Origin of the sequence: Streptomyces sp. NPDC017979 (assembly GCF_044328175.1) — a bacterium.
Taxonomy (GTDB): Bacteria; Actinomycetota; Actinomycetes; order Streptomycetales; family Streptomycetaceae; genus Streptomyces.
On the sequence record NZ_JBIRGU010000005.1, the window covers coordinates 491,006 to 514,970 of the forward strand.

The 23,965-nt window shown below is 73.0% G+C and carries 19 protein-coding genes; 9 read left to right on the forward strand and 10 right to left on the reverse strand.

Annotated elements, in window-relative coordinates; translation table 11 throughout:
* Positions 1-107 precede the first annotated feature (107 nt).
* Complete coding sequence (locus tag ACH4E8_RS17710) at positions 108-3,524, reverse strand: S8 family serine peptidase (protein ID WP_398449068.1); 3,417 nt, start codon at positions 3,522-3,524, stop codon at positions 108-110.
* Between the two features lie 353 nt (positions 3,525-3,877).
* On the opposite strand from ACH4E8_RS17710, the gene ACH4E8_RS17715 reads away from it, so the two are divergent.
* Positions 3,878-7,696 carry a helix-turn-helix domain-containing protein gene (locus ACH4E8_RS17715; protein WP_398449070.1) on the forward strand — a complete coding sequence of 1,273 codons (3,819 nt, stop codon included), beginning with the start codon at positions 3,878-3,880 and terminating at the stop codon, positions 7,694-7,696.
* A 70-nt stretch (positions 7,697-7,766) separates the two neighbouring features.
* On the opposite strand, the gene ACH4E8_RS17720 is transcribed toward ACH4E8_RS17715, so the two are convergent.
* Together ACH4E8_RS17720 and ACH4E8_RS17725 are read right to left on the reverse strand one after the other, a co-directional pair.
* Complete coding sequence (locus ACH4E8_RS17720; protein ID WP_398449072.1) at positions 7,767-8,447, reverse strand: DUF4232 domain-containing protein; 681 nt, start codon at positions 8,445-8,447, stop codon at positions 7,767-7,769.
* Between the two features lie 234 nt (positions 8,448-8,681).
* Positions 8,682-9,521 (reverse strand): TIGR03620 family F420-dependent LLM class oxidoreductase, encoded by an 840-nt coding sequence (locus ACH4E8_RS17725; protein ID WP_398449074.1) that lies wholly within the window; start codon positions 9,519-9,521, stop codon positions 8,682-8,684.
* 255 nt (positions 9,522-9,776) lie between these two features.
* Between ACH4E8_RS17725 and ACH4E8_RS17730 the strand changes: the two genes are divergently transcribed.
* Together ACH4E8_RS17730 and ACH4E8_RS17735 are read left to right on the forward strand one after the other, a co-directional pair.
* Positions 9,777-10,916 (forward strand): PP2C family protein-serine/threonine phosphatase, encoded by a 1,140-nt coding sequence (locus tag ACH4E8_RS17730; protein ID WP_398449076.1) that lies wholly within the window; start codon positions 9,777-9,779, stop codon positions 10,914-10,916.
* Positions 10,917-11,215: 299 nt separating this feature from the next.
* On the forward strand, positions 11,216-11,383 hold the full coding sequence (locus tag ACH4E8_RS17735; RefSeq protein WP_398449078.1) for a hypothetical protein: 168 nt from the start codon (positions 11,216-11,218) through the stop codon (positions 11,381-11,383).
* Here the strand turns inward: ACH4E8_RS17735 and ACH4E8_RS17740 are convergent.
* Positions 11,373-12,275 (reverse strand): LysR family transcriptional regulator, encoded by a 903-nt coding sequence (locus ACH4E8_RS17740; RefSeq protein WP_398449079.1) that lies wholly within the window; start codon positions 12,273-12,275, stop codon positions 11,373-11,375. The two genes, ACH4E8_RS17735 and ACH4E8_RS17740, sit on opposite strands and share 11 nt — an antisense overlap.
* Positions 12,276-12,431: 156 nt before the next feature.
* Between ACH4E8_RS17740 and ACH4E8_RS17745 the strand changes: the two genes are divergently transcribed.
* Positions 12,432-12,782, forward strand: coding sequence for a DoxX family protein (locus tag ACH4E8_RS17745; protein WP_398449081.1), 351 nt, complete (start codon positions 12,432-12,434; stop codon positions 12,780-12,782).
* Positions 12,783-13,306: 524 nt separating this feature from the next.
* On the opposite strand, the gene ACH4E8_RS17750 is transcribed toward ACH4E8_RS17745, so the two are convergent.
* Entirely contained in the window at positions 13,307-16,066 is a 2,760-nt protein-coding gene (locus ACH4E8_RS17750) for a SpoIIE family protein phosphatase (RefSeq protein WP_398449083.1), read from the reverse strand.
* Positions 16,067-16,243: 177 nt separating this feature from the next.
* On the opposite strand from ACH4E8_RS17750, the gene ACH4E8_RS17755 reads away from it, so the two are divergent.
* Positions 16,244-16,852 (forward strand): GNAT family N-acetyltransferase, encoded by a 609-nt coding sequence (locus ACH4E8_RS17755; RefSeq protein ID WP_398449085.1) that lies wholly within the window; start codon positions 16,244-16,246, stop codon positions 16,850-16,852.
* Positions 16,853-17,035: 183 nt separating this feature from the next.
* Here ACH4E8_RS17755 and ACH4E8_RS17760 read toward each other — a convergent pair whose 3' ends face one another.
* Positions 17,036-18,973, reverse strand: coding sequence for a BTAD domain-containing putative transcriptional regulator (locus tag ACH4E8_RS17760; RefSeq protein WP_398449087.1), 1,938 nt, complete (start codon positions 18,971-18,973; stop codon positions 17,036-17,038).
* 112 nt (positions 18,974-19,085) lie between these two features.
* Between ACH4E8_RS17760 and ACH4E8_RS17765 the strand changes: the two genes are divergently transcribed.
* Positions 19,086-19,964, forward strand: coding sequence for an alpha/beta fold hydrolase (locus tag ACH4E8_RS17765; RefSeq protein WP_398449089.1), 879 nt, complete (start codon positions 19,086-19,088; stop codon positions 19,962-19,964).
* Positions 19,965-20,074: 110 nt separating this feature from the next.
* Here ACH4E8_RS17765 and ACH4E8_RS17770 read toward each other — a convergent pair whose 3' ends face one another.
* The 3 genes from ACH4E8_RS17770 to ACH4E8_RS17780 all read right to left on the reverse strand — a co-directional run bounded on the left by ACH4E8_RS17770 (position 20,075) and on the right by ACH4E8_RS17780 (position 21,458).
* Positions 20,075-20,281 (reverse strand): DUF397 domain-containing protein, encoded by a 207-nt coding sequence (locus ACH4E8_RS17770; RefSeq protein ID WP_398449091.1) that lies wholly within the window; start codon positions 20,279-20,281, stop codon positions 20,075-20,077.
* Between the two features lie 125 nt (positions 20,282-20,406).
* Entirely contained in the window at positions 20,407-20,619 is a 213-nt protein-coding gene (locus tag ACH4E8_RS17775; protein WP_398449093.1) for a DUF397 domain-containing protein, read from the reverse strand.
* Positions 20,619-21,458, reverse strand: coding sequence for a helix-turn-helix domain-containing protein (locus ACH4E8_RS17780; protein ID WP_398449095.1), 840 nt, complete (start codon positions 21,456-21,458; stop codon positions 20,619-20,621). The genes ACH4E8_RS17775 and ACH4E8_RS17780 overlap by 1 nt, the downstream gene beginning before the upstream one ends.
* Before the next feature lie 104 nt (positions 21,459-21,562).
* Here ACH4E8_RS17780 and ACH4E8_RS17785 point away from each other — a divergent pair, with 104 nt between their 5' ends.
* From ACH4E8_RS17785 to ACH4E8_RS17795, 3 genes are all read left to right on the forward strand, one after another.
* The gene (locus ACH4E8_RS17785) at positions 21,563-21,784 is read left to right on the forward strand and encodes a hypothetical protein (RefSeq protein ID WP_398449096.1); all 222 of its coding nucleotides are present in this window, start codon (positions 21,563-21,565) and stop codon (positions 21,782-21,784) included.
* A gap of 203 nt (positions 21,785-21,987) precedes the next feature.
* The gene (locus tag ACH4E8_RS17790; protein ID WP_398449098.1) at positions 21,988-22,251 is read left to right on the forward strand and encodes a hypothetical protein; all 264 of its coding nucleotides are present in this window, start codon (positions 21,988-21,990) and stop codon (positions 22,249-22,251) included.
* Entirely contained in the window at positions 22,248-22,541 is a 294-nt protein-coding gene (locus ACH4E8_RS17795) for a hypothetical protein (RefSeq protein WP_398449100.1), read from the forward strand. The genes ACH4E8_RS17790 and ACH4E8_RS17795 overlap by 4 nt, the downstream gene beginning before the upstream one ends.
* A gap of 43 nt (positions 22,542-22,584) precedes the next feature.
* Here the strand turns inward: ACH4E8_RS17795 and ACH4E8_RS17800 are convergent, their stop codons facing one another.
* Complete coding sequence (locus tag ACH4E8_RS17800) at positions 22,585-23,880, reverse strand: serine hydrolase domain-containing protein (RefSeq protein ID WP_398449102.1); 1,296 nt, start codon at positions 23,878-23,880, stop codon at positions 22,585-22,587.
* Positions 23,881-23,965: the final 85 nt, after the last annotated feature.

Below are 23,965 nucleotides of genomic sequence, written 5' to 3' on the forward strand. Positions count from 1 at the left end.
GACTTTGCGCACCCGGCACGGCGTGGCCGTGCCACCGCGTTGCCGCGCAAGCGGAAGGGGCGGCGTGCCCGGTCCGCACGCCGCCCCCATATACGTCCGCTAGCGCGTCACTTGCCGAGGTACGCGTCGTGGACGTCCACCGTCGAGCGGTTGCCCTGTTTGTCGACGAGGACGGCGCGCAGGGCGATGGACTTGCCGGCGTCCGGGGTGCGCACGGTCGCCTTGCCCTGCTTCACGGGCAGCTTCTGCCAGCTCTTGCCGCCGTCGTACGAGGCGTACGCCGTCAGGGACTTGAGGTTGCCGCCGGCCGCGGTGCCCTGCACGGTCAGCGGGACCTGCTGGACCTGGCCGGCCGGAGCGGTGCCGTCGAGGGCGACGTCGGGGGCGAACCGGGCCGTGGACGCGGGGAGCGGCGTCTCGGTCGCGGTCTGCTTCGAGCGGAACTCCCAGGTCGCGTCGATCCGCGTGGAGGTCTTCGACAACGCGGGGTCGCGCGTCACCGACGTCGACAGCTTGTACTTGGCGTCGTCGGCGGGCACGGCGAACGGGGCCCGGTCCAGGGCGTCGGTGTTCTCCCCGACCTGCACCCCGTTGCGCAGGAGCGTGGTCCGCGCCGACTTGTGGAGCGAGCGGCCCGGGTGGCCCTGGCCGTCGGAGAAGAGGCGTACGTCGCCGTAGACCTCGTTCCCCTTGCGGAACAGGCCGTACGGGGCGCCCAACAGGGGGCTGGTCACGGCCGTGTTGAAGTCCTCGCGGTAGGTCTGTCCGCCGCGGTACTCCTTGGGCCCCTGGGGTGCGAACGAGGCTTCGGTGATCCAGCCCTGGGGGTCGGAGACGACCTGCTGGTAGCCCATCTCCCAGCGCGCCCGGTCCAGCGTCGACAGGTGCAGCGTCCGCAGCTCGGGCAGCGGCCGGGCCGGCGAGCCGTACGAGAAGGGCGACGACGGCACGCCGGGGACGGTGCCCATGGGGAAGAGGGCGCCGCTCTTGCCCGGGGCGGAGGCGCCGAGGCCGACCTTCACGGTGGCCAGGTCACCCGCGGTGAGGTGCCGCACGTAGCCGGTGGGGAAGCGGTCCCCGCTGCTGCCGGTCGTCACGACGTAGTCCGTCGCGCCGTTGGTCCACGTCCCCGACCACAGGTGGGAGGCGCGACCGGTGACCGGCGGGCCGATGTGCGCGAGGCGCAGGTCGGAGAAGGACTCCAGCGCGAAGAACCCCCTGCGGTCGTACTCGCCCTGCTGGTACGACAAGGTCGCGGAGACCCTGTCCAGCTTCGCGGCGGCGTCCGGCACGGTGATGTCCACGGGCTTCGCCGCCCGCGCGTCGAGGGTCACCGTCTGGGGGCCCGTGATCTTCAGCTCCGGCTGGACCAGCAGGTTGCTCGTCCGGGCCGGCGCGGAGTCGCTGATGAAGGAGCCGAGGTAGTACGTGCCCTTCGGCAGCCGGACCTTGTTCGTGGGCGAGGTCTCGTCCAGATGCGCGCTCTTGTCCCACAGGCCCGGTTCGACGCCGTCCACGCTGGTCGAGTAGCTGGTGGCGGGCTGGCCGTCGCGGCCGGTGTGCTGGAACGTCACTTCGTACGACTCGACTTCGCGCTCCACCACAGCGGGGGTGCGCACGCTCTGCCCGTCGCCGGCCGCGAGGACCTGCGCCGAGTACATGCCGTCGACGGTGCCGCCGGGGCGGGTGTCCGCGGTCAGCTCCACCGAGGCGGTGCCGCCCGCGGGGACGGTCACCTTGTCGGCGCCGAGCGAGAAGAACCCGGCCGGGGCGGGCTGGCCCTTGGGGTCGCGGGCGTCGAGGGTGAGGGCGAGCGTGACCGGCTTGTCGCCCGAGTTGCGGTAGGTGACCTTCTTCGTCTGGACCGGGTCGTCGGCGTGCGGCCACTGGGCCTTGGCGAACCCGACGGCGCCGGGCTCGGAGAACACGCCCTGCTTCAGGGCCGCTTCGACCTGGATGCGGCCGGCGCCGCCTTCGAAGACGCCGTACGCGCCCTGCTTCGCGGAGCCGGTGAGCGCGCCCTTCAGCTCGGTGTGGGTCCACCCCGGGTGCCGCTGCTTGAGGATCGCGGCGGCGCCGGCGACGTGCGGGGCCGCCATCGAGGTGCCTTCCATCGACATGTAGCCGTCGGGGTTCTGGCCGTACCGCTCGGCGAGGAGGCTGCCGGGCGCGGCGGCCGCGGTGATGGCCACCCCGGGCGCGGTGACGTCGGGCTTGACTCCGCCGTCCCCGACGCGAGGCCCGCGGCTGGAGAACTCGGCCAGCGCGTCGGCGTCGTCGACCGCGCCGACGGTGAGGGCGGCCTCGGCGCTGCCCGGGGAGCCCACGCTGCCGGCGGTGGGGCCGCTGTTGCCCGCGGAGACGGCGAAGAGGACGCCGTTGCTGGCGGAGAGCGCGTTGACGGCCGCTTCCAGCGGGTCGATCCCCGGGGTGTCGTCGTTGCCGAGGCTGAGGTTCACCACGTCGGCGCCCTGGGCGACGGCCCACTCCATGCCCGCCAGGACCTCGGAGTCGCTGCCCCAGCCGAAGTCGTCGAGCACCTTGCCGTTGAGTAGCTGGGCGCCGGGGGCGACGCCCTTGTGGGCCCCGCCGGACTTGGCGCCGCTGCCGGCCGCGGTGGAGGCGACGTGGGTGCCGTGCCCGTTGCGGTCCTTGGCGTCGGCGGTCGTCGTGAAGTTCTGCTCGGCCACCACCTTGCCCGCGAGGTCCGGGTGCGTGGTGTCGATGCCGGTGTCGAGTACGGCGATCTTGACGCCCTTGCCGTCGTACCCGCCCGCCCACGCCTTCGGCGCGCCGACCTGCGGCACGCTCTTGTCCAGGGTGGCCTTGCGGCCGGCGTCGAGCCATATGCGGCTGACGCCGGGGGCGTTGACGGCGGCGCGGGAGCCGGTCGCGCCCCGCGCGGAGCTCGCGCCCCGTGGGTCGGTCAGCGCGGACCACAGCTCCCCGGCTTCCTTCGCCGGGGTCTGGACGGCCTCCGCGTTCAGCGACCTGAGGGCCTTGCGGACGGTGCTGCCGTCCGCCGCGCGCACCTCCTTGCGGGCGGTCGGCGCGGCGCCGTCGTACTGGACGATCACCTTGACGCCGCCGCGCTGGGCGGCGACCGTCTCGGGGCGGGTCAGCTCGGTCAGGTCGAACAGCCGCCGGTCCAGCTTGCCGGTCGCGAGCAGGCGCTCCGCGTCGGCGGGCACCACGTGGGTGCGTCCGCCCGCGGTGCGCACCAGCATGGGGACGTCATGGCGGCCCCAGCCGGGCTCGATGCGGACGGGCTTGCCCTTGGCGTCGATGAACACCCGGTCACCGGTGATCAGCGTGACGTCCTTCAGGGGGCCGGTCGGCTTGCTCGCGCGGACTGGTTCTCCGTCGCCTTTGCCGCCCGGGGACGAGGCGCCGGCCGGGGCGGCCACGCCGGTGGCGAGGGCCGCGACCGCGGTGGCGAGGGCGAGGGCCCCCGTACGGCGGCGGTTCGGCCGCGCCGACGGCTGGGGGGACGTCCCTGCGGACGGTCGGGGGGATTTGTACAAAGGTCTTCTCCCGGTAGAGAGCCGTGCGCCGGCCCGGGCCGCCACGTCCTTGCGGACCAGGGGTTGTGGCTGCCGCGCCCGGGCTCACCAAAGCTGGGGGAACGGGCCCGGGCCGACGCTCGTACCGCATCGCTGCGGTGCTTGCGATCAGCAGTCCACCGGCCCGCGAGTTGTTCAGCAGCCCCGTTCCGTACGGCTAAACAACTGCCATCGTGTGACTGGAGGGGCTCTTGTGGCGGTGCGACGGGACTTCCTAGCGTGGGCGGTGCGTTGATCAGCCGTGGTTCGATCAGTGGTGCGTTGATCGGCAGTGCATTGATCAACGGTGCTTCGATCAACGGTGCCTTGAACGGATGAACGGGGACGGTGTGGGGAGACCGGAGAAGGTGCTCGACCCGGCAGCGGGGCCGGTGCCGCGCTTCGCGGACGGGCTGCGGGCGCTGCGCCGGGAGGCCGGCGGGCTCTCGTACCGGGAACTGGCCCGGCGCACCGGGTACTCGGTGACGGCGCTCTCCCAGGCCGCCGCCGGGGAGAAGCTGCCGACGCTGCCCGTCGCGCTGGCGTACGTCGACGCGTGCGGCGGCGACGCGCAGGAGTGGGAGGACCGCTGGCGCTCCGCCGAGGAGGAACACCTCGCCTGCGGCGCCCGGGACGAGGGCGCCGCGCCGCCCTACCGGGGCCTCGCCCGCTTCGAACCGGAGGACGAAGCCCTCTTCTTCGGCCGCGGACGGCTCACCGACGAGTTGGTGGAACTGGTCGCCGCGCACCGCTTCACCGTCGTCTTCGGACCGTCCGGCAGCGGCAAGTCGTCCCTCCTGCGCGCCGGGTTGATCCCGCGGCTGCGCACCTCGCCCGCCGCCCCGGCCGCCCTGCGGATCTTCACCCCCGGCGAGCACCCGATGCGCTCCCGCGGCGAACTGCTCGTGCCCGCCGCCGGACCGGGCGAGACGTGGCTGGTCGTGGACCAGTTCGAGGAGGCGTTCACGCTCTGCTCGGACGCGGGGGAGCGGGCCGAGTTCCTCGCCGCCCTGCTCGCGGCGCGCCGGGACGACAGCGGGCTGCGCGTGGTGCTGGGCGTGCGCGCCGACTTCTACGGGCACTGCCTGGCCCACCCCGAGCTGGCCGCCGCCGTCAAGGAAGCCGCGCTGCCGGTGGGCCCGTTGACCGCGGCGGAGCTGCGCGAGGCGGTCGTCAAGCCCGCTGCCGCCGCCGGGCTCGTCGTCGAACGCGCCCTGACCGCCCGCCTGGTGGAGGAGGTCGCCGGCGAGCCCGGCAGCCTGCCGCTCCTCTCGCACGCCCTGCTGGAGACCTGGCGCAGGCGGCGGGGCCGCACCCTGACCCTGGAGGGCCACCGCGCCGCGGGCGGGCTGCACGGCGCCATCGTGCAGACCGCCGAGGACCTGTACGCCCAGCTCACCCCCGACCAGGCCGACGAGGCCCGCCGCATCCTGCTCAGCCTGATCACCCCGGGCGACGGCGTCCCGGACACCCGCCGCCCCGTCGGGCGCCCCGAACTCGTCCCGCACGGGCCCGGATCCGACGCCCACACCGTCCTCGACCGGCTGGCCCGCGCCCGGCTCGTCACCCTCGACCGGGACACCGTCGACCTGGCCCACGAGGCACTGATCACCGCCTGGCCGCGGCTGCGCGGCTGGATCGACGAGAGCCGCGAGCGGCTGCGCCGCCACCGGCGCCTGGCCCAGGCGGCCCACAACTGGCAGGCCCGCCGGCGCGACGGCGGAGCGCTGCTGCGCGGCGGCGAGTTGGACGAGTTCGAGTCCACCTTCGCCGCGCGCCGGCACCGACGGGAGCTGACGCCGCAGGAGTCGGAGTACCTCCGGGCCAGCAGCACGGCCCGCAGCCGGTCCCGGTGGGGGCGCCGCGCGGTGGTCGCCACGCTGGCGGTGCTCGTCGTGCTCGCCGTGGTGGCGGTGGACACGGCCTGGCGGGAAGGGCGCACCAGCCAGCGCCAGCGCGAGGAGTCGGCCGCCCGGCGGATGGCGTCGCTGGCGCAGGGCGTGCGGGCGGCCGATCCGGTGCTGGCGATGCAACTGGGCCTGACCGCATGGCGGCTGAAGCAGACGACGGAGACCCGCTCGGCCCTGCTCGGCGCGTTCACGCAGCCGGAGACCGACACGTACGACGTGCCGGACGGGGCCGAGACGGTGGACTACGGCAACGCCTCGGCCCCCCTCCGCCTCAGCTCGGACGGGCGCACGGCCGTCACCACCGACGTGTCCGGCATACGGGCGTGGGACGTCACCACGCACAAGGCGCTCGGGCCGCTGGTCCCGCTCGACGACCGCACCTCGGTGGCGGGGATCACTGCGGACGGGCGCACGGCGGCCCTCAGGACCTGGGGCGAGAGCCCGCCGAAGTACGACGTCCAGGCGTGGGACCTGGTGGCGGGCAAACCGGTCGGCGCCCCGTTGCGGACGAACAAGTGGGGCGTCGCCTACGCACCCGACAGCCGCACCTTCGTGGAGACGAAGATCGACTCCAGCGGGGGCAGCCTGACGCTCCGGGACCTGCGCACCGGGCGGGTGGTGTTCGAGCGGTCGACGGGCACCGGCCCGATGTGGGCCATGAGCCCCGACTCCCGCCTGCTGGCGCTGTGTCCCGAGTGGCCCGACGACCGCAGGCGGGTGGAGCGGGCGCCCCTGCAACTCTGGGACGTCCGCGAGGGCCGCAAGCTGCCGGTGACGTGGCGCGGCGCCTGCGCCGCGGAGAGTCCCCAGTTCACCGGGGACGGCGACACCCTCATGGCGCGGTCCGCCGACGGGCTGCGCTTTTGGGACCCGGCCACCGGGCGGGAGCGCGCCCGGATCCGGCACGCCCTCCTGACCGAGGCGGTGACCAGCTCCGACGGGCGGTTCGTGGTGGCGGCGGACAGCCGCGAGATCCTGCTCTGGCGGCTGTCAGCACCCGGGAAGCCGGTGTTCCGCTTCCCCCTCGCCAACGAGGTCCCCACCGAGTTGCGGGTCGACACGGCGGCCGGGGTGATCCGCTACGTGACCAAGCGCCACCGCATGGACACCGTCGTGCGCACCGTCTCCTACGGGCACGCGATCAGCTCCGCGTGGAGCCGCGAACCGTCCGGCAAGGGCGTGTTCAGCCGGGACGGCCGCACCCTCGCGGTCGAACGCCGCCGGGGCAGCACGTCCTTCGTCGAGGTGTACGGAGTTCCGGACGGCCGCCGGATCGCCCGCACCCCCGGGGTCCGGTGCGCGAAGGGCGAGAACGCCGTACTCGGAATGGACTGCCACACCCTGCTCGCGCTCAGCCCCGACGGCCGGACCCTCGTGCACGGCAGGACGACCCTGCACGGGACCGAGGAGCCCGCGGAGTTCCGCAACCCCACCCTCTGGGACGTACGGACCGACGCGCCCGCCCCGCCGCTGGTGGACCCCCGACCGCCCCACTCGGCGAAGCTGCCCATGACCGGGCTCGCCTTCACCGCGGACGGACGGTCCCTGCTGATCACCCGGTACGGCATGGACGCCCTCGACATCTGGGACCTGGACCGGCGGCAGCGGGCCCGGCCCGACACGCAGTCCACGTCCCACGCCACGGTGTCCGGCGCCACCACCGACCACCCGCACCGGCTCCTGGCGCGCCCCGACGGCCGCCTGGTCGTCACGCCCCGGTACCTCTTCGACATGCCGTCGGGCCTGACGGCGGCGCGCAGCCCCAACCTGGACGACGCCAGCGCGTTCGCCTTCAGCCCGGCCGGGGACCGGCTGGCGGCCGGGGACAGCGCGGGCGGGGTGACCCTGTGGGACGGCGACGTCCGCAAGCGGCACGGGGCCCTGGTCGGCACGCAGAACGCGGCGCGCCGGGGCACGGTCGAAGCGGTGACGGCGCTGGCCTTCTCGCCCGACGGCGGGACGTTGGCGCTGGCCGGCGACAGCGGCACGCTCCAGCTCTGGGACGTGGCGTCGGGCCAGCCGCTGGGTTCGCCGCTGCCGACGCCGGGCGACCGCGTGGTGGCGGTGGCCTTCACCGCCGACGGCCGCACGGTGCACAGCGTGGGCGCGTACAGCGGCATCCAGGCCCATGCGGTCGACCCGGGGCGGCTGACGGCGGCCGTCTGCAAGCGCGCCGGGGGCGGACTGTCGCGGGAGGACTGGCGCACGTACCTGCCGGACGTCCCGTACCGGCAGGTGTGTTGACGCTCGGGAGGCGCAGGCAGGCAAGCGGGCAGGCGGGCAGACGGGCGCGACACCGGCGCTCAGGACGGGCTCAGGAGCCGAACGGGACGGCCTTCGCCGGGTCCGTGTGCCAGCTGCTGACGACCGGCCTGTCCACCAGGACGCTGTCGATGGCGAGGGAGACCGGGTCCGGGTCGCCCTTGGCCACGGCGACGACCATCGAGGCGAACTCGACGCCGTGGTCGTCGTTGGTGGTCTTCGGGTTGACGCCGGCGTACGCCGTCTTGCTGCCGCTCAGCGTGATCGGCGCCCCGGCGGACTGCTCGGCGGGGCCGGCCTCGATGCCGTCGGAGCCGAAGGCGACGACCGGGAGGTCCGCGGGCAGCACGCAGGTGATGCCCTTCTGGGCCCGGACGCTGATCTCGTCGTACCCGCCGGCCTGGGACTTCGCGGTGACCTTCCAGATCAGGTCGTTGCTGCCGCACACCTGCCCGTAGCCGTCCTTGCCGCCGCCGGCGGCCTGCGGCGCGGAGCCGTCCTTGCCGCCTTCGGCCTCCTTCGCGCCGCCCTTCGCGTCGGACTGCGCGCTGCCGCCCCGGTCGGCGGCGGGCGCCGAGCCCGTGTCCCCGGTCTTCTGCTCCGAACTCTGCTCCGTACCGGCGGCCTTGGTCGGGGCGGAGGACGCCCCGTCGTCCTTCTGGCAGGCGGTGCTGAGCAGTCCGACGGTCAGGACGGAGGCGAGGGCGATGGCGCTGCGCAGGGACTTCTTCATGGGGAGGCACGTCCTTCTGGCTCGTGGGTGAGTTCTCGACGCGGTGCTCTCCCCCGTAGCCCTGTGGGCACGGGTGGGGGAGGACCCCCGGCGTCGTCGCCGTTGTCCATGAGCATGCCGCCTCCAGCCGCCGTCCGACCGGTATCGCACCTGGTCATGACGGGGCTGTGAAGCCGCTGTGACACGGTCACGCGCTGTTCACAGGCCCGTCCCCGCGGCCCCCCGGCGCCGACTTCAGGGGATGAGGGCCTTCGCCAGCGCCCGCCACTGGGCCTGGAGGGAGGCGTCGGAACCCGTCGGCTGGACGACGAGGACGACCTGGTCGGCGCCGGCTTCGAGGTGTCGGCCGACCCGGGCGGCGACGGCGTCGACGTCGCCCCACGCGACGAGTCCGTCGATCATCCGGTCACTGGTCTGCGCGATGTCCTCGTCGGTGAACCCCATCCGGCGCAGGTTCTGCGGGTAACCGCCGACCCGGCTCAGGAAGCTGATCGGCTCACGGGCCGCGTCCCGGGCCCGCTGCGGGTCCTCGTCGAGGACGACGTACTCCATGACGATGAGCTTCGCCTCCGCGCCGAGCACCTGCCGGGCCTGCGCGGTGAACTCCGGGGTGACCAGCAGGGGCAGCGCGCCGGCCGCGCGGTCCCGGGCGAGCTCCAACATCCGCGGGCCCAGGGCCGACAGCACGCGGGAGTCGGCCGGGACCGGCGGGTCGGCGGCGTCCAACTCGTCGAGGAAGGCGTTCATCGTGCGCAACGGACGGGCGCCGTGCGCACCGCCGAGACCGGTGATCAACCGCCCGGGGTCGACGGCCTCCACGTCGCGGCGCAGCGCGACCACGTCCGCGGGCGAGTACACCTGCGCGGGGATGATCGCGCTGCCGACGGGGACGGCCCCGGTCGCCCGGACGACGTCCCGCAGCGGGTCCAGGGTCGCCAGTTGGCCGCCGACGACCCAGAGCGCCGAGTAGCCGAGGTCCTCCAGCAGGGCGGCGTCGTCGAGGTGGCCGCCGTCGGCGCGTACGTCCAGGGTGACGCCGACGGGGCCGAGGCCGTCCAGGGCGAGCTTGGTCATGGGGTGTGCCGCCTTCCGCTTCCGCGAGGGGTCCGTGTCGTAGGGCCGCGACGCTATTTCCTGAACCTGACTTGAGGTCAACGGCGGGCTGCGGCCGGGCCGCGAGGTGCTCGTACGGACGCCGCTGGGTGCCGTACACGGGCCGCCCGATGCCCCGTGTGCGGCGATATGCACTGTTACGATCCCCCGTTGACACCTCCACTGCCCGTGGCGGCCCGATCCGCGGTCGGGGTCCGCCGCCGATCCGGAGAGCCCGTGCCCCGCATTCGTCTGCCCCGCGTCCGTCGCCAGCGCTCGGCCCGCCCCCCGGACACCGTCGAGCCGCCGAGCACCGCAGAGCTGCTGATCGGCGTGGTCGTGGTGACGCTGCTGGTGATGGCGCTCGGCTCGGTCGCCAACTCGGTGGTGTGGCTCGTCGGGTTCATGGTGTTCCTGCCGGGCGCGGCGTCGGCGCTGTGCACCGTGCGGCAGACCGTGATGGTCTGCGTCTGGACCACCTTCGTGGTCGCCGTCGTGGTGCTGGTGCCGGTCGACGGCGCCGCGACGGGGCTGGACCGGGTGCTGATCGTGCTGATCACCGTCTGCCTGGGCGTCGCTTCGGTGTACGCCTGCCACCGGCGCATCTGGCGGGAGCGCGAGATGCTGCGGCTGCGCTCGGTGGCCGGCGCGATGCAGCGGCAGATCCTGGTGCCCCTCCCGTTCGGCACCGCGGACGTGGTCGTCGACGGCCTGTACGAGCCCCTACAGGAGGACCGGCTCGTCGGCGGCGACGTCTACGACGTCGTGGAGTCCCCCTGGGGCACCCGGGTGCTGATCGGCGACGTGCAGGGCAAGGGGCTGCCGGCGGTCGGCGCCGCGTTCGCCGTCATCGGCGCGTTTCGCGCGGCGGCGCGGCGGGATCGGGAGCTGACCGCGGTGGTGGACTTCCTGGACGCCTCCGTCACCTGGCACAACGTCCGCGCCGAACGGGCGGGCGACGACGAGCGGTTCGTCACCGCGCTCGTCGTCGACATCGGCCCGCGGGGGGATGCGCGGGCGGTCAACTGCGGCCACGTCCCGCCGTACCTGCTGCACGGTGGCGCCGTGACCGAGCCGCGGCTCACCTCCGGCCTCCCCCTCGGACTCACCTCGCTCACCGACGAGCCGGTGACGGTCGACGCGTTCCCGTTCCCGCCGGGCGCGGTGCTGCTGCTGAGCACGGACGGCCTGATGGAGACGCGTGCCGCGGACGGCACGTTCTACCCGGTCGAACGCGAACTGTCGCGCCGGGCGCGCCTGCTGCCGGACCTGCTGCCGGCCGCGCTGTGCGCCGACGCCCGTGCCTTCGCCGGCGGCGGCGGCCAACAAGACGACGTGGCCGTCCTCACGGTCCACCGCGCCCCCCGCCCGACCTAGTGCCCCTCCCGGCAAGCTTTGCCCTGTCGTCCCGTCCGGCACGCACCCTCGCCGCGTTGGCCGAAACCCCTGGTAGGCCCCCTGTGCCCTGCGGGCACGGGAGGTACCCCCACCGCTACCAGAGCTTCCGGCCGCCTTGCGATCGCACGCACCGGACGACACTCCTCACGGGCAAACATTGCCGGTCACGGCACTAGCCCGCTTCTGATAGATCTTGCTGGGCTCGCGTGCCCTGCGGGCCCGCCCCCGGGACCTCGCCGTAGCGCCTCAGGAGCATTGGCCCCTGCAGCCCACCGCCGGTGCTCGCGGCCCACCTCGTCGCCGCGGCGCTCGGCTACCGGCTGCTGCGCCGCCGCGGGCGTACGCCGGCGAGCGAGCGCCCCGACGCCGTACGCCCCGTGCACGACAGGGCGCCCGGGCACCCGGGGTACGAGCAGGTGACCGAGCACCCCGAGGTCAGTCCGTGAACTCCGCCGGCCACGTACGGTCCAGACAGCAGCGGACGAAGTCCTGCACGACGGGACCGCTGTCGCGGGCCCAGGCGACGCCGACCTGACTGGGGCTGACGCCGGAGACGGGGCGGTAGGCGACGCCGGGGCGGGCGTAGAAGCGGGCGGCGGACGCGGGCGCGAGGGCGACGCCGTACCCGTTGGCGATGGCGCTGAGCCAGTCGTCCGGCTGGTCGGTGACCGCGCCGATGCGGACCGGCCGGCCCTCGCGCTCGTCGGCGGCCAGCCAGAGGTCCCGCCACCAGTCGGTCTCCTCCGGCGCGGCCACGAACGGCTCGTCCCACAGGTCCCGGAAGCGGATCACGTCCTGCGCGGCCAGCGGGTGCCCTTCGGGGAGCGCCACCCAGCGGGGCTCGGTGAACAGCACCGCCGTGCGCAGGGCGTCCTGGCCGGGGAAGGGCAGCCGCAACAGGGCCACGTCGACGTCGCCTTCGGCGAGCCCCGCGCTCGGGTGCGACCAGGTGGCCTGCCGCATGTCCACCCGCCAGCCGGGCCGCCGCCGGGTGAACTCCGCGATGATCCGCGGCGTCGCCTCGTTGGCGGCGCTGGCCAGGAAGCCGACCCGGAGCACCCGGCCCGCCAGGCTCGCGGTGCCCTTCGTCTCCCGCAGCGCCCGGTCCCAGTCGGCCAGCAGGTCGGGCACCCGCGCGGCCAGGGCGCGACCCGCTTCCGTGAGGGCCATGCCCGTACGGGACCGGGTGAACAGCCGCACCCCGAGTAGCGCCTCCAACTGCTTGACCTGCTTGGTCAGCGCCGGCTGCGACACGAACAGCCGCTCCGCGGCGCGGGTGAGGGTCCCCTCCTCCGCCACGGCGACGAAGGAGCGCAGCAGCCGGGTGTCCACATCCATGCCTCCAGGTTATAGATGCAGGTATTGGACGCCGCGGAAGAGCTCGGGAAGCCTTGTCGAAGAGAGCGCACCGGCCCCGCCGAACGTTGCGGCCGGCGGGGCCGGAAGCGCAGCGTTGCGCTCGACCCGGAACACATGGAGAGACGAGGCAGGCACATGTCCACCGCCTACGTGATCATCACCGTCATCACGGCCCTGGCCACCGTCGGAAACGTCGTCATGGACTTTGCCAACCCCAAGTACGTCCAGGCCAACGCGGCCGAAGTGGGGGTCCTCCCGAACTGGATACCCTGGCTCGCCGCGCTCAAGGGCGCCGGAGCCGTCGGCCTCCTCGCCGGGCTCCTGGGCGCCCCGGCCGTCGGCCTGGCCGCCGCGACGGGGCTCGTCCTGTTCTTCGTCGGCGCGGTCGCCGTGCACGTCCGCGCCGCCGTCTTCCACAACATCGCCTTCGCCGGCAGCTACCTCGCCTTGTCCGTGGCGACCCTCGCCCTCACCGCCGCGCGCTAGGCCCGCGGTCTCGCCGTGCGGCGGGCTGTTCGCGCAGTTCCGCCCCCTCGGCCCCAGAGGGCCTGGGGGGACCCCCAGCGCCCCTAAACCCCCACCTTCAGCCCGCAGGCAAGTGACTGGGGCAGCACAACAGGGGCGCGGGGAACTGCGCGACAAGCCCACCACCGGCCGGTAGAGGCCAATGCTTCCGCGGGGTTACGGCGAGGGCAGTTAGGGGCGCTGGGGGTCCCCCCAGGCCCTCTGGGGCCGAGGGGGCGGAACTGCGCGAGCAACCACCACCGGCCGGTGGAGACCAATGCTCCCGCAGGGTTACGGCGGGGTGTCAGGCGCGCGGCCCGCAGGGCACAGCGCGGGGAACTGCGCGACAAGCCCCCCACCGGCCGGTGGAGGCCAACGTTCCCGCGGGGCTGCGGCGGGAGTGTCAGGCGCGCGGCCCGCAGGGCACAGCGCGGGGAACTGCGCGAACAACCCACCACCAAGCCGCAGAGGCCATCGTCCCCGCCCCACCAAACCCCACCCCCCCCTCAAAAGTTCCACTGGTCGAGCAGCGCGTCCGCCAGGTCCGGGCCGCCTTCGGGGGCGCCGGGGCCCTCCAGGGCCTGTTCCGTCCAGATGACCTTGCCCCAACTCGTGTAGCGGGTGCCCCAGCGCACCGCGAGCTGTGCGACCAGGAACAGCCCGCGCCCGCCCTCGTCCGTGGTCGCCGCCCGCCGCATGTGCGGTGCCGTGTTGCTGCCGTCGAAGACCTCGCAGATCAACGACGAGCTGTGGATCATCCGTACGGTGATGGGCTGCGCCGCGTAGCGCACCGCGTTCGTGATCAGCTCGCTGAGGATCAACTCGGTGGTGAAGACGATGTCTTCGAGACCCCAGGCGCGGAGCTGGGCGGCGCACTCCGCCCGTACGGCACCGACGGCGGCGGTGTCCGACGGCACGCGCCACTCGGCGATCCGCTCCGGTGCCAACCGGTGGGTACGGGCCACCAGCAGCGCGACGTCGTCCCGCGGCTGCGCTCCCGGCAGTGCGGCCAGCACCGCCCGGCAGGTCTCCTCCGGGTCCAGCTCGGGCCGGTCGGCGACGGCGTCCCGCAACAGGCCGATGCCGACGTCGATGTCCCGGTCCGGGCGCTCGACCAGCCCGTCCGTGTACAGCACGATCCGCGCCCCCTCGGGCAGGTGGAGCAGGGCCGTCTCCACCGGTAGCCCGCTGCCGGTGCCCAGCGGGGGAGAGACGGGGACGTCCGGGACGTGGACGCTGCCGTCGGGGTGCACCACCACGGGCGGCGGATGGCCGGCGCGCGCCATGACGCAGTCGCCGGTGATCGGATCGTAGATCGCGTAAAGACAGGTCGCACCCGTCACGTTGGGGCCCTTGTCGGCCGGGGTGCGCTCCTGGTCCATCCGGTCGACCAACTCGTCCAGGTGGCCCAGGATGTCGTCCGGCGGCAGGTCGAGCGCGGAGAAGTTGTGCACCGCGGTCCGCAGCCGCCCCATCGTGGCCGCCGCGTGCAGCCCGTGGCCGACGACGTCGCCGACGACGAGCGCGACCCGGGCGCCGGGCAGCGGGATGACGTCGAACCAGTCGCCGCCGACCCCGGCCTGCGCCGGCAGGTAGCGGTACGCGACCTCCACCGACTCCTGGACCGGGAGGTAACGCGGCATCAGGCTGTGCTGGAGCGTGACGGCCATGGTGTGCTCGCGGGTGTAGCGGCGGGCGTTGTCGAGGGAGACCGCGGCGCGCGCCGCGACCTCCTCCGCGAGCGCCAGGTCCTCCTCGTCGAACGGCGCGGACCGGCCGGCGCGCCAGAAGCAGACCGCGCCCAGCAGCGTGCCGCGGGCGGTCAGCGGGGCGGAGATCAGCGAGTGCACCCCGTACTCGACGAGCCGTTGGGAGCCCTTCGGGTCCTGCGCCCGCCACGCGCCGTCGGCGCGCAGATCGGGCTGGAGGACGGTGCGGCCGGTGGCCATGCCGCGGGCCTGCGGGGTGGTGGCGTCGAACACGACGGGCGTGCCCTCCGGGTAGAACGGGGCTTCGTCGTCGACGCCGGCGGTGACGGCCCGGCGCACCTCGCCGTGGGTGCCGTGGATCTCCTCGCCGCGCAGCACGGCGTCCGCGAGGTCGACGGTGACGAAGTCGGCGAACCGGCCGACGGTCGTCGCCGCCAACTCCCGCGCGGTCCGCCGCACGTCCAGCGTGGTGCCGATGCGCATGCCCGCCTCGTACACGACCTGGAGGCGCCCCTGCGCGGCCTCGGCGCGCCCCGACATCGCCAGCAGTTCGCTGGTGTCCCGTACGGTCGCGACCCGGCCGGCCGGCCCGTTGGGGCGCCCGGCCGAGCCCTTGCCGGCCTGCTCGGTGGGCCGCTGGCTCACCGCCAGCGTCCGGTCCCGCACCTCGAACAGCTCGTCCGTCGCCTCCCGCCCCGACACCAGCAGGTCCGCGACGCCCGGAGGCAGTTCCAGCTCGGCCACCTCCCGCCCTTCGGCGTCCTCGGGCAGGTCCAACAGCCGGCGCGCCTCGTCGTTCGCGAGCCGCAACCGGCCGTCGCCGGCGACGATGAGGACGCCCTCGCGCACCGAGTGCAGCACCGCGTCGTGGTGTTCGTACAACCGGGTGATCTCGGTGGGCCCGAGCCCGTGCGTCTGCCGCAGCAGCCGCCGGCTGAGCAGCGCGGCCCCGCCGATGCTCAGCAGCACCGCGCCGCCGGCCGCGCCCAGCACCGCGGGGAGCTGCTCGCGGGCGGCGGACTGGATGCGGGCGACGGTCACCCCGGCCCCGACCGCCCCGACGATCGTCCCGTCCGGGCCGCGCACCGGCACGTACGCCCGGACCTGCGGCCCCAGGCTGCCCACCCACTCCTCCACCACGGTCTCCCCGGCGAGCAGGGGCTCCAGGTTGGCGGTGGACCGCTTGCCGATCTTCTCGGTCTGCGGGTGGGTGAGCCGGGTGCCCTCCCGGTTGACCACGACGAGGAAGTCCACCCCGGCGCCCTTGCGGGCCTCCGTGGCCCGCGGCTGGAGCACGGCGGTCGGATCCGGCGAGACGATCGCGGCGGCGGTCCCCGGCGCCTTCGCGAACCCCTCCGCGAGCGCGAGCGACCGGCTGCCGGCCTCCTGGTTGCTCTCCTGCCGGGCCATGACCAGCAGCAGTACGACGGCCCCGAGCGCGAGCAGCAGCACCACGACGAGTTGGAGCACGAACATCTGCCCCACCACGCTCCGCAGCCCGAACACGGACCGGGCCCCACCACCATCCGCCCCGAAGGAGCGCTCGGTACCCGTCATGCACCTTTTCTACCTGGATGACACGTCCCCCCGCTCCCGATGCGCGCTTGTCGGGGGGTGGGCGTCGGTTCGCCCGTTCGGCGGGTGCGGGCGGGGCCCCGCACCGATGCGGGGCCAGCGGGCCGGGGTCGGATATTCGGTGTTCTGCCGACCGCACGAGGATGCACGATGGCACGCATGACTCAGCCTGCTCCCGTACTGCCTGCTCCCGTACTGCCCACTCCCGTACTGTCCACGGCCCGCCTGCGGCTGCGCCCCTTCACCGACGCCGACGCGGACCACCTCTTCGCGCTGCACAGCAGCGCCCACCTGATGCGCTACTGGGACTCCCCGCCGTGGACGGATCGCGCTCGCTCCGCGCGCTTCATCGCTCGGTGCGGGCAGATGGCGGACGAGGGCACCGGCGCACGCGTGGCCATCGACCGCGCGTCTGACGGCGCCTTCGTCGGCTGGTGCGGGCTGACCTCATTCGACCCGGAGAACCGCAGCGCATCGTTGGGCTACATCCTCGACGACGCGATGTGGGGCCACGGCTACGCGACGGAAGCCGCGCACGCCGTGCTGCGGTGGGCGTTCGACGCCTTGGACCTGAACCGGGTCCAGGCCGAGGTCGACACGCGCAATCCCGCATCCGCCCGGGTCCTGGAGAAGGTCGGATTCCTACGGGAAGGCACACTGCGGGAGGACTGCGTCGTGAACGGCGTGGTGTCCGACTCATGGGTGTTCGGGCTGCTTCGGCGAGAGTGGCAGCCGTCCCCCGCGCCGATCCCGGGTGCGAGTAGTTGAGGCAGCTCCGGGTCGGTGCCGCTGCCGGGACTGGTGATGCGGGCACGGACCGGGCGGCGGGGCCCGGGCCCGATGACCCGCGCGTCGTCCGGTGAGGCGGCTTCCGTTGGCGGCGGCCTGCTGGTCCTCCAGGTCTTCTCCCGGATGTGGTTGACGGGCTCGGGGTGCGCGGATTGCGGTCGCTCACCCCGCTCCGGCGCATGCCTCCGCCTCTGCCAGGTACCGCGCCACCGGGCCCAGGGTCAGCATTCCGCTGGCGGCGCCGGCGTGTTCTGCACGGGCAGCACGCAGGGCAGCCGCAGCGTGCGCGGCGATTCCGCGCTCGCTGAGGCGTACGGCGGTGTGGGCGGTCAGGCACCACAGCGCCTCCTGCATGTGGTCACGCGGTGGTTCGGGCGCTGTGGCGAGGGTGGCACGGGCCTCTTCGACCCGGTCCTGGGCGAGGAGCACGAGGGGCCGTGCCCAGGGGCGGTACGGGCCCCAGTCCAGGTGGGGGTCGGTGGGCGCGGGCCGGTCGTGCAGCAGGCGCAGTCCCAGGAGGGCGAGCGGGAACAGGCCGCGGTGCAGCCCCGGCATTCCGGCCGTTCGGAGGGCCTCCTCGGCGGCGCGGTAGTGCGCTGCGGCCGTGGCGGCGGTCGGTCCGCCGGGTTCGGTGCTGCGGGTGGCTGTGGCCCGGGCCCGGAACCATCGGGTGAGGACGCGGACGAGGGGTGCCTCGTTGGTGGCGGCGAGCTGTTCGGCGGCCTCGGCGTGCGAAGTTGCGGCGTCGAGGTCGCCGAGGGCCGAGGCGGATTGCAGGCGGACGAGCCGGCCGAGTACGGCGAAGTTCGGCAGCTCGTGCCGGGTGGCCAGATCGAGGATCTCGGCGCCGATCCCGTCCCGGGCCGCCGCGAGCCCGGGGCGGGTGAAGGACTGGAGGAACACCCCGTTGAGGGCGAACGCCAGCAGGGCGGGATCGCCCAGGTCCCGTGCCAGGGCCTCGGCCTGCCGTGCCGCCTGCTGCGCGCGCCTCAGCTCGGTCCCGGACAGATCGGCGCTGCGGCTCTCGACGGCGACCGTGGCCAGGAGGCGGGCGGGCAGGTCGGCGGGGCCGTCGGGGGCGAGTGCGGTGAGCGTGCGTTCGGCGGCCGCGACGACGGCGCGGGACTGTTCGGGATCGTCGGCCCGGCTCCAGATGGCGGGCACGTCGTAGGCGCCGATGATTCTGGCGGTCAGGGTGACGTCCCCCGTGCGTTCCGCCGCCTGGACGGCGGCGAGGCGGTCGCGCCGCGAGTGGACGAGGGCGTCGCCGCCCGCCAGGGCGAGGGTGCGGGCCAGGTCCACGGTGGTGCGCGGGCCGAACCGGGCACCAGGGCCGGTCCACGCGGTACGTGCGCCTTCGAGGGGCGCTGACCCGTTGAGGATGTCCGTCTCCAGGCGCTGGAGGTCGGCGCTGGGATCGAGCCCGAGTTGATCGACGAGCATCGCGCGGGCACGGCGCAGGGCGGCCAGCGCGTCGGCCTGGCGGCCCGCGCGGTACAGCGCGCGGGCAAGCAGCCCCCAGGCCGGCTCGCGCCACGGGTGTTCGGCGACGTGGGCACCCAGTTCGGCGACGAGATCGGCCCCTTCCCCGGAGTCGAGGAGGATGCGGGCACGCAGTTCCACCCCCTCCAACCTCAACTCCTCCAGCCGGGTCCGCTCGCGCTGCGCCCATGCGGAGTCGGGCACATCGGCGTAGGCGGGTCCGCGCCAGGCCGCGAGTGCCGCGCCGAGGTCGGTCACCGCGTCGGGGTTGCGCCGGGCGCCGGCCAGGGTGTCCTGGAACCGATGGACGTCCACGTCCTCACGCGGTAGGCGCAGCGCGTAGCCGGGGCCTTCGGTGACGAGTACGCGCGGTGGATTGCGGGGCGGCCGGTCGGGTTCGAGGGCCCGGCGCAGCGCGGCGACGAACGTACGCAATGCGCCCACGGCGCGGGCCGGTGGATCGGTCCACAGGTCGTCGACAAGGGTGTCGGTGGTGACCATCCGTCCCTCCGCGGCGACGAGCCGGGCGAGTACCTCACGATGGCGTGGCCCGCCCAGGTCAACCGGGCTGCCGTCGTCACGGACGGCCCGCACGGCACCCAGTACGTCGATTCGCATCCCCCCATCCTCCGCGCCGTGGGACCACTGCGCCCAGCCGTGCTGATCGGTTGCTCATCGGCGTCGCCCACGCTGTTCCCGTCCATCCACCGCCCCGAGGAAAGGGCCTTTCATGACGCTCACGATTCCCGGCTTCGACCACGTCAGCCTGCCCGGCACGGACGGTGTGGAGCTGGTCGCCGCTGTCGGCGGCAGCGGTAGCCCGGTCGTGCTGTTGCACGGCTTCCCCCAGACCCACCTGATGTGGCGACACGTCGCCGAGCGGCTCGCCGACGAGCACACGGTGATCTGTCCTGACCTGCGGGGCTACGGCGCCAGCGACAAGCCGGCGGCCACCGACCCCCATGTGTACGCCAAGCGCACCATGGCCGCCGACGTCGTGACCCTGGCGGCGGCGCTCGGCCACGAGCGCTTCGCCCTCGTCGGCCACGACCGGGGTGCCCTGGTCGCCTTCCGGGCGGCGCTGGACCACCCCGAGACCATCACGCACCTGGGCATCCTCGACATCGTGCCGACGCTCGACATGTGGAACGTCCTGCACGGCACCTCGGCGGCGGTCGGCTACCACCTCTTCCTCATGGCGCAGCCGCCGGGCCTGCCGGAGGCGATGATCGCGGGCAGCGCGGACGCCTTCTTCGGCTCGTTCCTCGACGCCTGGGCCAACGACCCGACCACCATGACCGAGGACGTACGTGCCGAATACCTGCGGGCGAGCGCCGCGGCAGTGCCGTCGATCGTCGCGGACTACCGGGCCTCGGCGGGCATCGACGTCACGCACGACCGGGCGGATCTGGACGCCGGGTCGCAACTGGCCATGCCCGTGACGGTCGTCCAGCAGGACTGGGGCGCACAGTTGGGCTACGACGCCGCCGGGGTGTGGCAGGCGTGGGCGCCGGACCTGGACCACCGGCTGACCCGCGCCGGGCACTTCATGGCCGAAGAGGCACCCGACGAGATCACGGCGGCGATCCAGGACCTACTGGCCCGCTGAGCCTCCTGCTCCCGACTCGTCGGCGATCAGCATTCTCTTCTTGCGCTGGGTACCCAGGCGGTGCCGCCCGGCCTGCACGGGCCCCCGCGGTGGTGGTGCGGGGTTGGTCGTCAGACCGTGCCGTTCTTGACGCCCGTGACGAAGGTGGCGAAGGCGGCGGCGGGGACGCGGAGGACGGGGCCGGCCGGGACCTTGGAGTCACGGACGGGGACGACGCCGGTGGCGGACGCGTGCGCGGGGGCCCACTCAACGCACTGACCACCGTTGGCGCTGTGCGAGGACTTGTGCCAGTTGAGGGGTTCGGTCGTGGTCGTCACGGGGTGCCCTTTCGTAGCTGGTCGACTACGGCGACGGGATCCGCCTACGTAAAACGAGGATGCCCCACCGAGCCAGAGAATGGGACTCGGCGGGGCACCCTCGCGTAGCGGTACGGGGTCGGCCGTCAGACCATGCCGCCCTTGACGCCCGCCACGAACGCGGCGAACGCGGTGGCGGGGAAGCTCAGCACGGGGCCGGCCGGGACCTTGGAGTCACGTACCGGGACGATGCCGGTGGCGGACGCGTGCGCGGGGGCCCACTCGACGCAGGCGCCACCGTTGTCGGTGCTGTAGGAGGACTTGACCCACCAGAGCGGGGGGGAGTCGGTCGTGGCCATCACAGATTGCCCTTCCGTAGGTGTTCGATCATGGCGACAGATTCCGCCTGAGAGGCTGCCTCGATCTGTAGCTGATGGTATGCCCTCATCAATGGCAGCACGGAGGTCAGTTCCCGATCCAAGTGGCCATGAGTCTGTGACTCCACGTAGGACATCAGCGAGCGATCGGCCATCGTCAGCAGATAGACCAATCGCCGGAATGGCTTCCGCTCCGCCATGGCGAACGGAGCGATCTGGAGCGAGGTGGTGGATTGCTTGGCGAACTCGGTCAGGCGTGCCAACTGAGCTTCCATGACGGCGGGTCCGCCGATGGGGTTGAGGATGCAGCTTTCGTCCAGCACCACGAAGATGAGCGGTGGGGGTGTCCGCGCAAGCATGGCTTGTTGCTCAATCTGCACGTCGACTCGTTCATCTGCCTGTTCGGGTGTGATGTCCCCCCGTTGCACTGCGGCGTCCGCCAACACGGATGCGTACTCCCGCGTCTGAAGAAAACCAGGGATGACTCCCGTTTCAAACAGCCTGATCTCTGCCGCGCGGCTTTGGTATCCGACGTACTCCGGGTAGCCCTCCAACAAGCTGCCATGCTGCATCTCACGCCACTGACGTTCGAATGTGACGTCCGTGCCCACGAGACCAAAGGCCGCGTCTGCAGCTTTCGCGAAGCGCAAGGAAGGTGCTTTGCGAGTAGTTTCAACTCCTGAAATATGCCCACTGGATACGCTCATGCGCTCGGACAGATCCTCCTGCGTCCAGTTGCGAGCCTCGCGCGAGCTGCGCAGACGTGCACCGAACGCCGCCTGGGGCGATGCCTCCGGGTTCAGATCCTTTCGGTTCACCATGCGTACCCCCAACTGACCTTTCGCAGAAGCCACGTTGATCGAGTTCCGACTCTAGGCCAATCTGACATCGCTTGGTAGTGAAACCGCTACGGAGAGGAGTCGTCATGGTTGGCGAACTCACAGTCGGCGCACTCGCGTACGACACCGTCGAAAAGCGGTGCGGCGTGGTCATGGACGTCCACGGGTCACTGATCGCACTCCGCCCGCGACACGGCGGGATCGAGTGGGACGCCCGCCGGGAGAACGTCCGTACCGCGACGGTGGACGACCGACTCAGGTCCGCACTCACCGAACTGAACGCGAACAGCAGCAGGCCCGCACCCTAAACCCCCACCCGCTCGTAAAGCCCCTTCACCCCCTCAACTCCGTTCTTGCGCAACAGCGTTGCCCTAGCGCTGAAGAGAATTGCGCGAGAACGGCACCGGAGCGAGGTCGCCTCGCTCCAGGTCCCGGCCGCCCCCGAGAGGCACGCCCCTGCCCTCGGGCGGCCGGGACCGAACAACAACCCCCGCCCTCCTCAGGAGGAACCATGATCGAGCGAGGCCGCTACAAAGGCTGGCGTTCCATCCACCCCCTGCCCCAGGACATCACCGTCTCCGCCATCTGCACTCCCTGTGGTGCACAGATGCCGCTCCCGGCAGACGGCGAACGGCACGATCACGACGACGTGGACGAGTGGATGGAGTTCCACCTCCGCCTCACCGGCCACGACCTGTTCACCGAAACCCACCACGAACCGGTCCGCTGGGGCCCACCCACCCCACACCCCGAACACCCCGAGCCCCGCCGATGACGCTCAACGCCGAACCCACCCAACCCATGCCCGACGGCACCCGCATGGTCCGGCTCTGGGACTGCAACGCACCCCACCGCACCATCGTCACCCCCCGCACCGCCTTCACCCGCTTCCTCGGACTCGCCATGGACGACGGATACCGCGACCTCGAAGCCACCGACCAAGAAATGACCACCGCAACCCACCACGAACAAACCACCGTCGACCACCAACACGGCATACTCCCCGACCCACCACCACCCACCCACTTCCCCCTCACCCAGCACGACACCGAACAACACCCCTAACGACGCCCAGCCACACACCGCCCGCCGCAGGTGCCGCCCGGGCTCAGTGCGGGCCGAGGACGGCGTGCATCTCCTGCTGGATGATCTGCTGGAACGGGACGTCGTCGTAGTTGCCGAGGACGACGCCGACCCAGCCCGAGTACGGGTAGATGTTCCAGCTCGCGACGCTGCCGGGGTTGACGCCGGCGCGGCCCCTCACCCACTGGCCGTTGATGATGCTGACGGGCATCGTGTACGTCGCGAACGAGGCGTCGCCGGGAGCCGCCTTCGGGGCGGCGAGGCCGCCGCCCTGTGGGGCGAGCGGGAGCTTGGGCGCGAGGGCGACGTCGACGTACGGACGGTCCAGGAGGGTGCCGTCGGTCAGGGCGTGGGCGAAGCGGACGAGGTCCGGTGCGGTGGCGAAGCCGGCGTCGCCCGGGGGGTCGATGAAGGAGCGGCCGGGGTTCTTGCCGAGCTGGTGCGGATCCGGGCTGCCCTTGTCGAGGTTGCGCACCGCGTCGACGCGGGTGCCGTCGGCCTGCCGCATGTAGGAGTGGGCGATGTGCGGGTCGGTGAGCCACTGCGGCCGGGTGTAGAAGCCCGTACCGCTCATGCCGCACCGCCGGAAGACGTGTTCCTGGACGTAGTCCCAGTACGTCATGCCGCTCACCGCCTCCACGATCAGCGCGGGGATGGCGACCTCCGCACCGGCGTGGTCCGTCGGGGTGCCGGGCACGGACACCAGTTTGGACTGCCGGGCCCACTGCCCGTAGAACTCGCGCACCTCCTCCCGGCTCTGGAAGACGCGTTGCAGGTCCTCGGGCGGGGTGTGCAGGCCGGAGGTGCCGGAGAGGAGGTGGTGAATGGTCACCTGCTCGGCGATGTCCTTGGGGAAGCCGGTCAGGTGGGTGCCGACGGTGTCCCACAGCCGCAGCCTGCCCTGTTGCGCCAGTTGCAGGACGGCCAGTGCGCCGAACGGTTTGCCCGCGGAGGAGAGGTTGAACGCGACGCCCTCGTGGTTGCGGACCCCCTTCTCCTTGTCGGCCATGCCGTAGCTGCGCGACAGCACCGTCCGGCCCCGGTGCGACAGCATCACCACCCCGGAGAACTTGTCTTCGGCGGCCAGTTGCGCCACGTACCGGTCGTAGGCGCCACCGGGCCGGGTCGCAGGCGGGACGGCGTCGGCGTCAGCACCGGCAGCGGTATCGGCCACGGCATCGGCACCGGTGGACGTCGGGGCGGCGTGTCCGGCCCCGGCGCCGATCAACTGTGCCCCGCCGACCGCCATGCCGGCGATTCCGAGGCCACCCCATCCCAACAGCCGCCGTCGGCCGGCATCACGTACGGAATCCGAGTCCACGTTCACGCTCCTCTGCTCGTCAACGAATGTGAGAGTGCGGCGAGTTGGCCACGACGTCACTCAAGAGGGTGGGCCGTTACGGTGG

Coding starts and splice junctions, on each gene's coding strand:
- ACH4E8_RS17715 (WP_398449070.1), top strand. CDS start 3,878: ATGAACGGGGACGGTGTGGGGAGACCGGAGAAGGTGCTCGACCCGGCA.
- ACH4E8_RS17720 (WP_398449072.1), bottom strand. CDS start 8,447: ATGAAGAAGTCCCTGCGCAGCGCCATCGCCCTCGCCTCCGTCCTGACC.
- ACH4E8_RS17725 (WP_398449074.1), bottom strand. CDS start 9,521: ATGACCAAGCTCGCCCTGGACGGCCTCGGCCCCGTCGGCGTCACCCTG.
- ACH4E8_RS17740 (WP_398449079.1), bottom strand. CDS start 12,275: ATGGATGTGGACACCCGGCTGCTGCGCTCCTTCGTCGCCGTGGCGGAG.
- ACH4E8_RS17745 (WP_398449081.1), top strand. CDS start 12,432: ATGTCCACCGCCTACGTGATCATCACCGTCATCACGGCCCTGGCCACC.
- ACH4E8_RS17750 (WP_398449083.1), bottom strand. CDS start 16,066: ATGACGGGTACCGAGCGCTCCTTCGGGGCGGATGGTGGTGGGGCCCGG.
- ACH4E8_RS17755 (WP_398449085.1), top strand. CDS start 16,244: ATGACTCAGCCTGCTCCCGTACTGCCTGCTCCCGTACTGCCCACTCCC.
- ACH4E8_RS17760 (WP_398449087.1), bottom strand. CDS start 18,973: ATGCGAATCGACGTACTGGGTGCCGTGCGGGCCGTCCGTGACGACGGC.
- ACH4E8_RS17765 (WP_398449089.1), top strand. CDS start 19,086: ATGACGCTCACGATTCCCGGCTTCGACCACGTCAGCCTGCCCGGCACG.
- ACH4E8_RS17775 (WP_398449093.1), bottom strand. CDS start 20,619: ATGGCCACGACCGACTCCCCCCCGCTCTGGTGGGTCAAGTCCTCCTAC.
- ACH4E8_RS17780 (WP_398449095.1), bottom strand. CDS start 21,458: ATGGTGAACCGAAAGGATCTGAACCCGGAGGCATCGCCCCAGGCGGCG.
- ACH4E8_RS17785 (WP_398449096.1), top strand. CDS start 21,563: ATGGTTGGCGAACTCACAGTCGGCGCACTCGCGTACGACACCGTCGAA.
- ACH4E8_RS17790 (WP_398449098.1), top strand. CDS start 21,988: ATGATCGAGCGAGGCCGCTACAAAGGCTGGCGTTCCATCCACCCCCTG.
- ACH4E8_RS17795 (WP_398449100.1), top strand. CDS start 22,248: ATGACGCTCAACGCCGAACCCACCCAACCCATGCCCGACGGCACCCGC.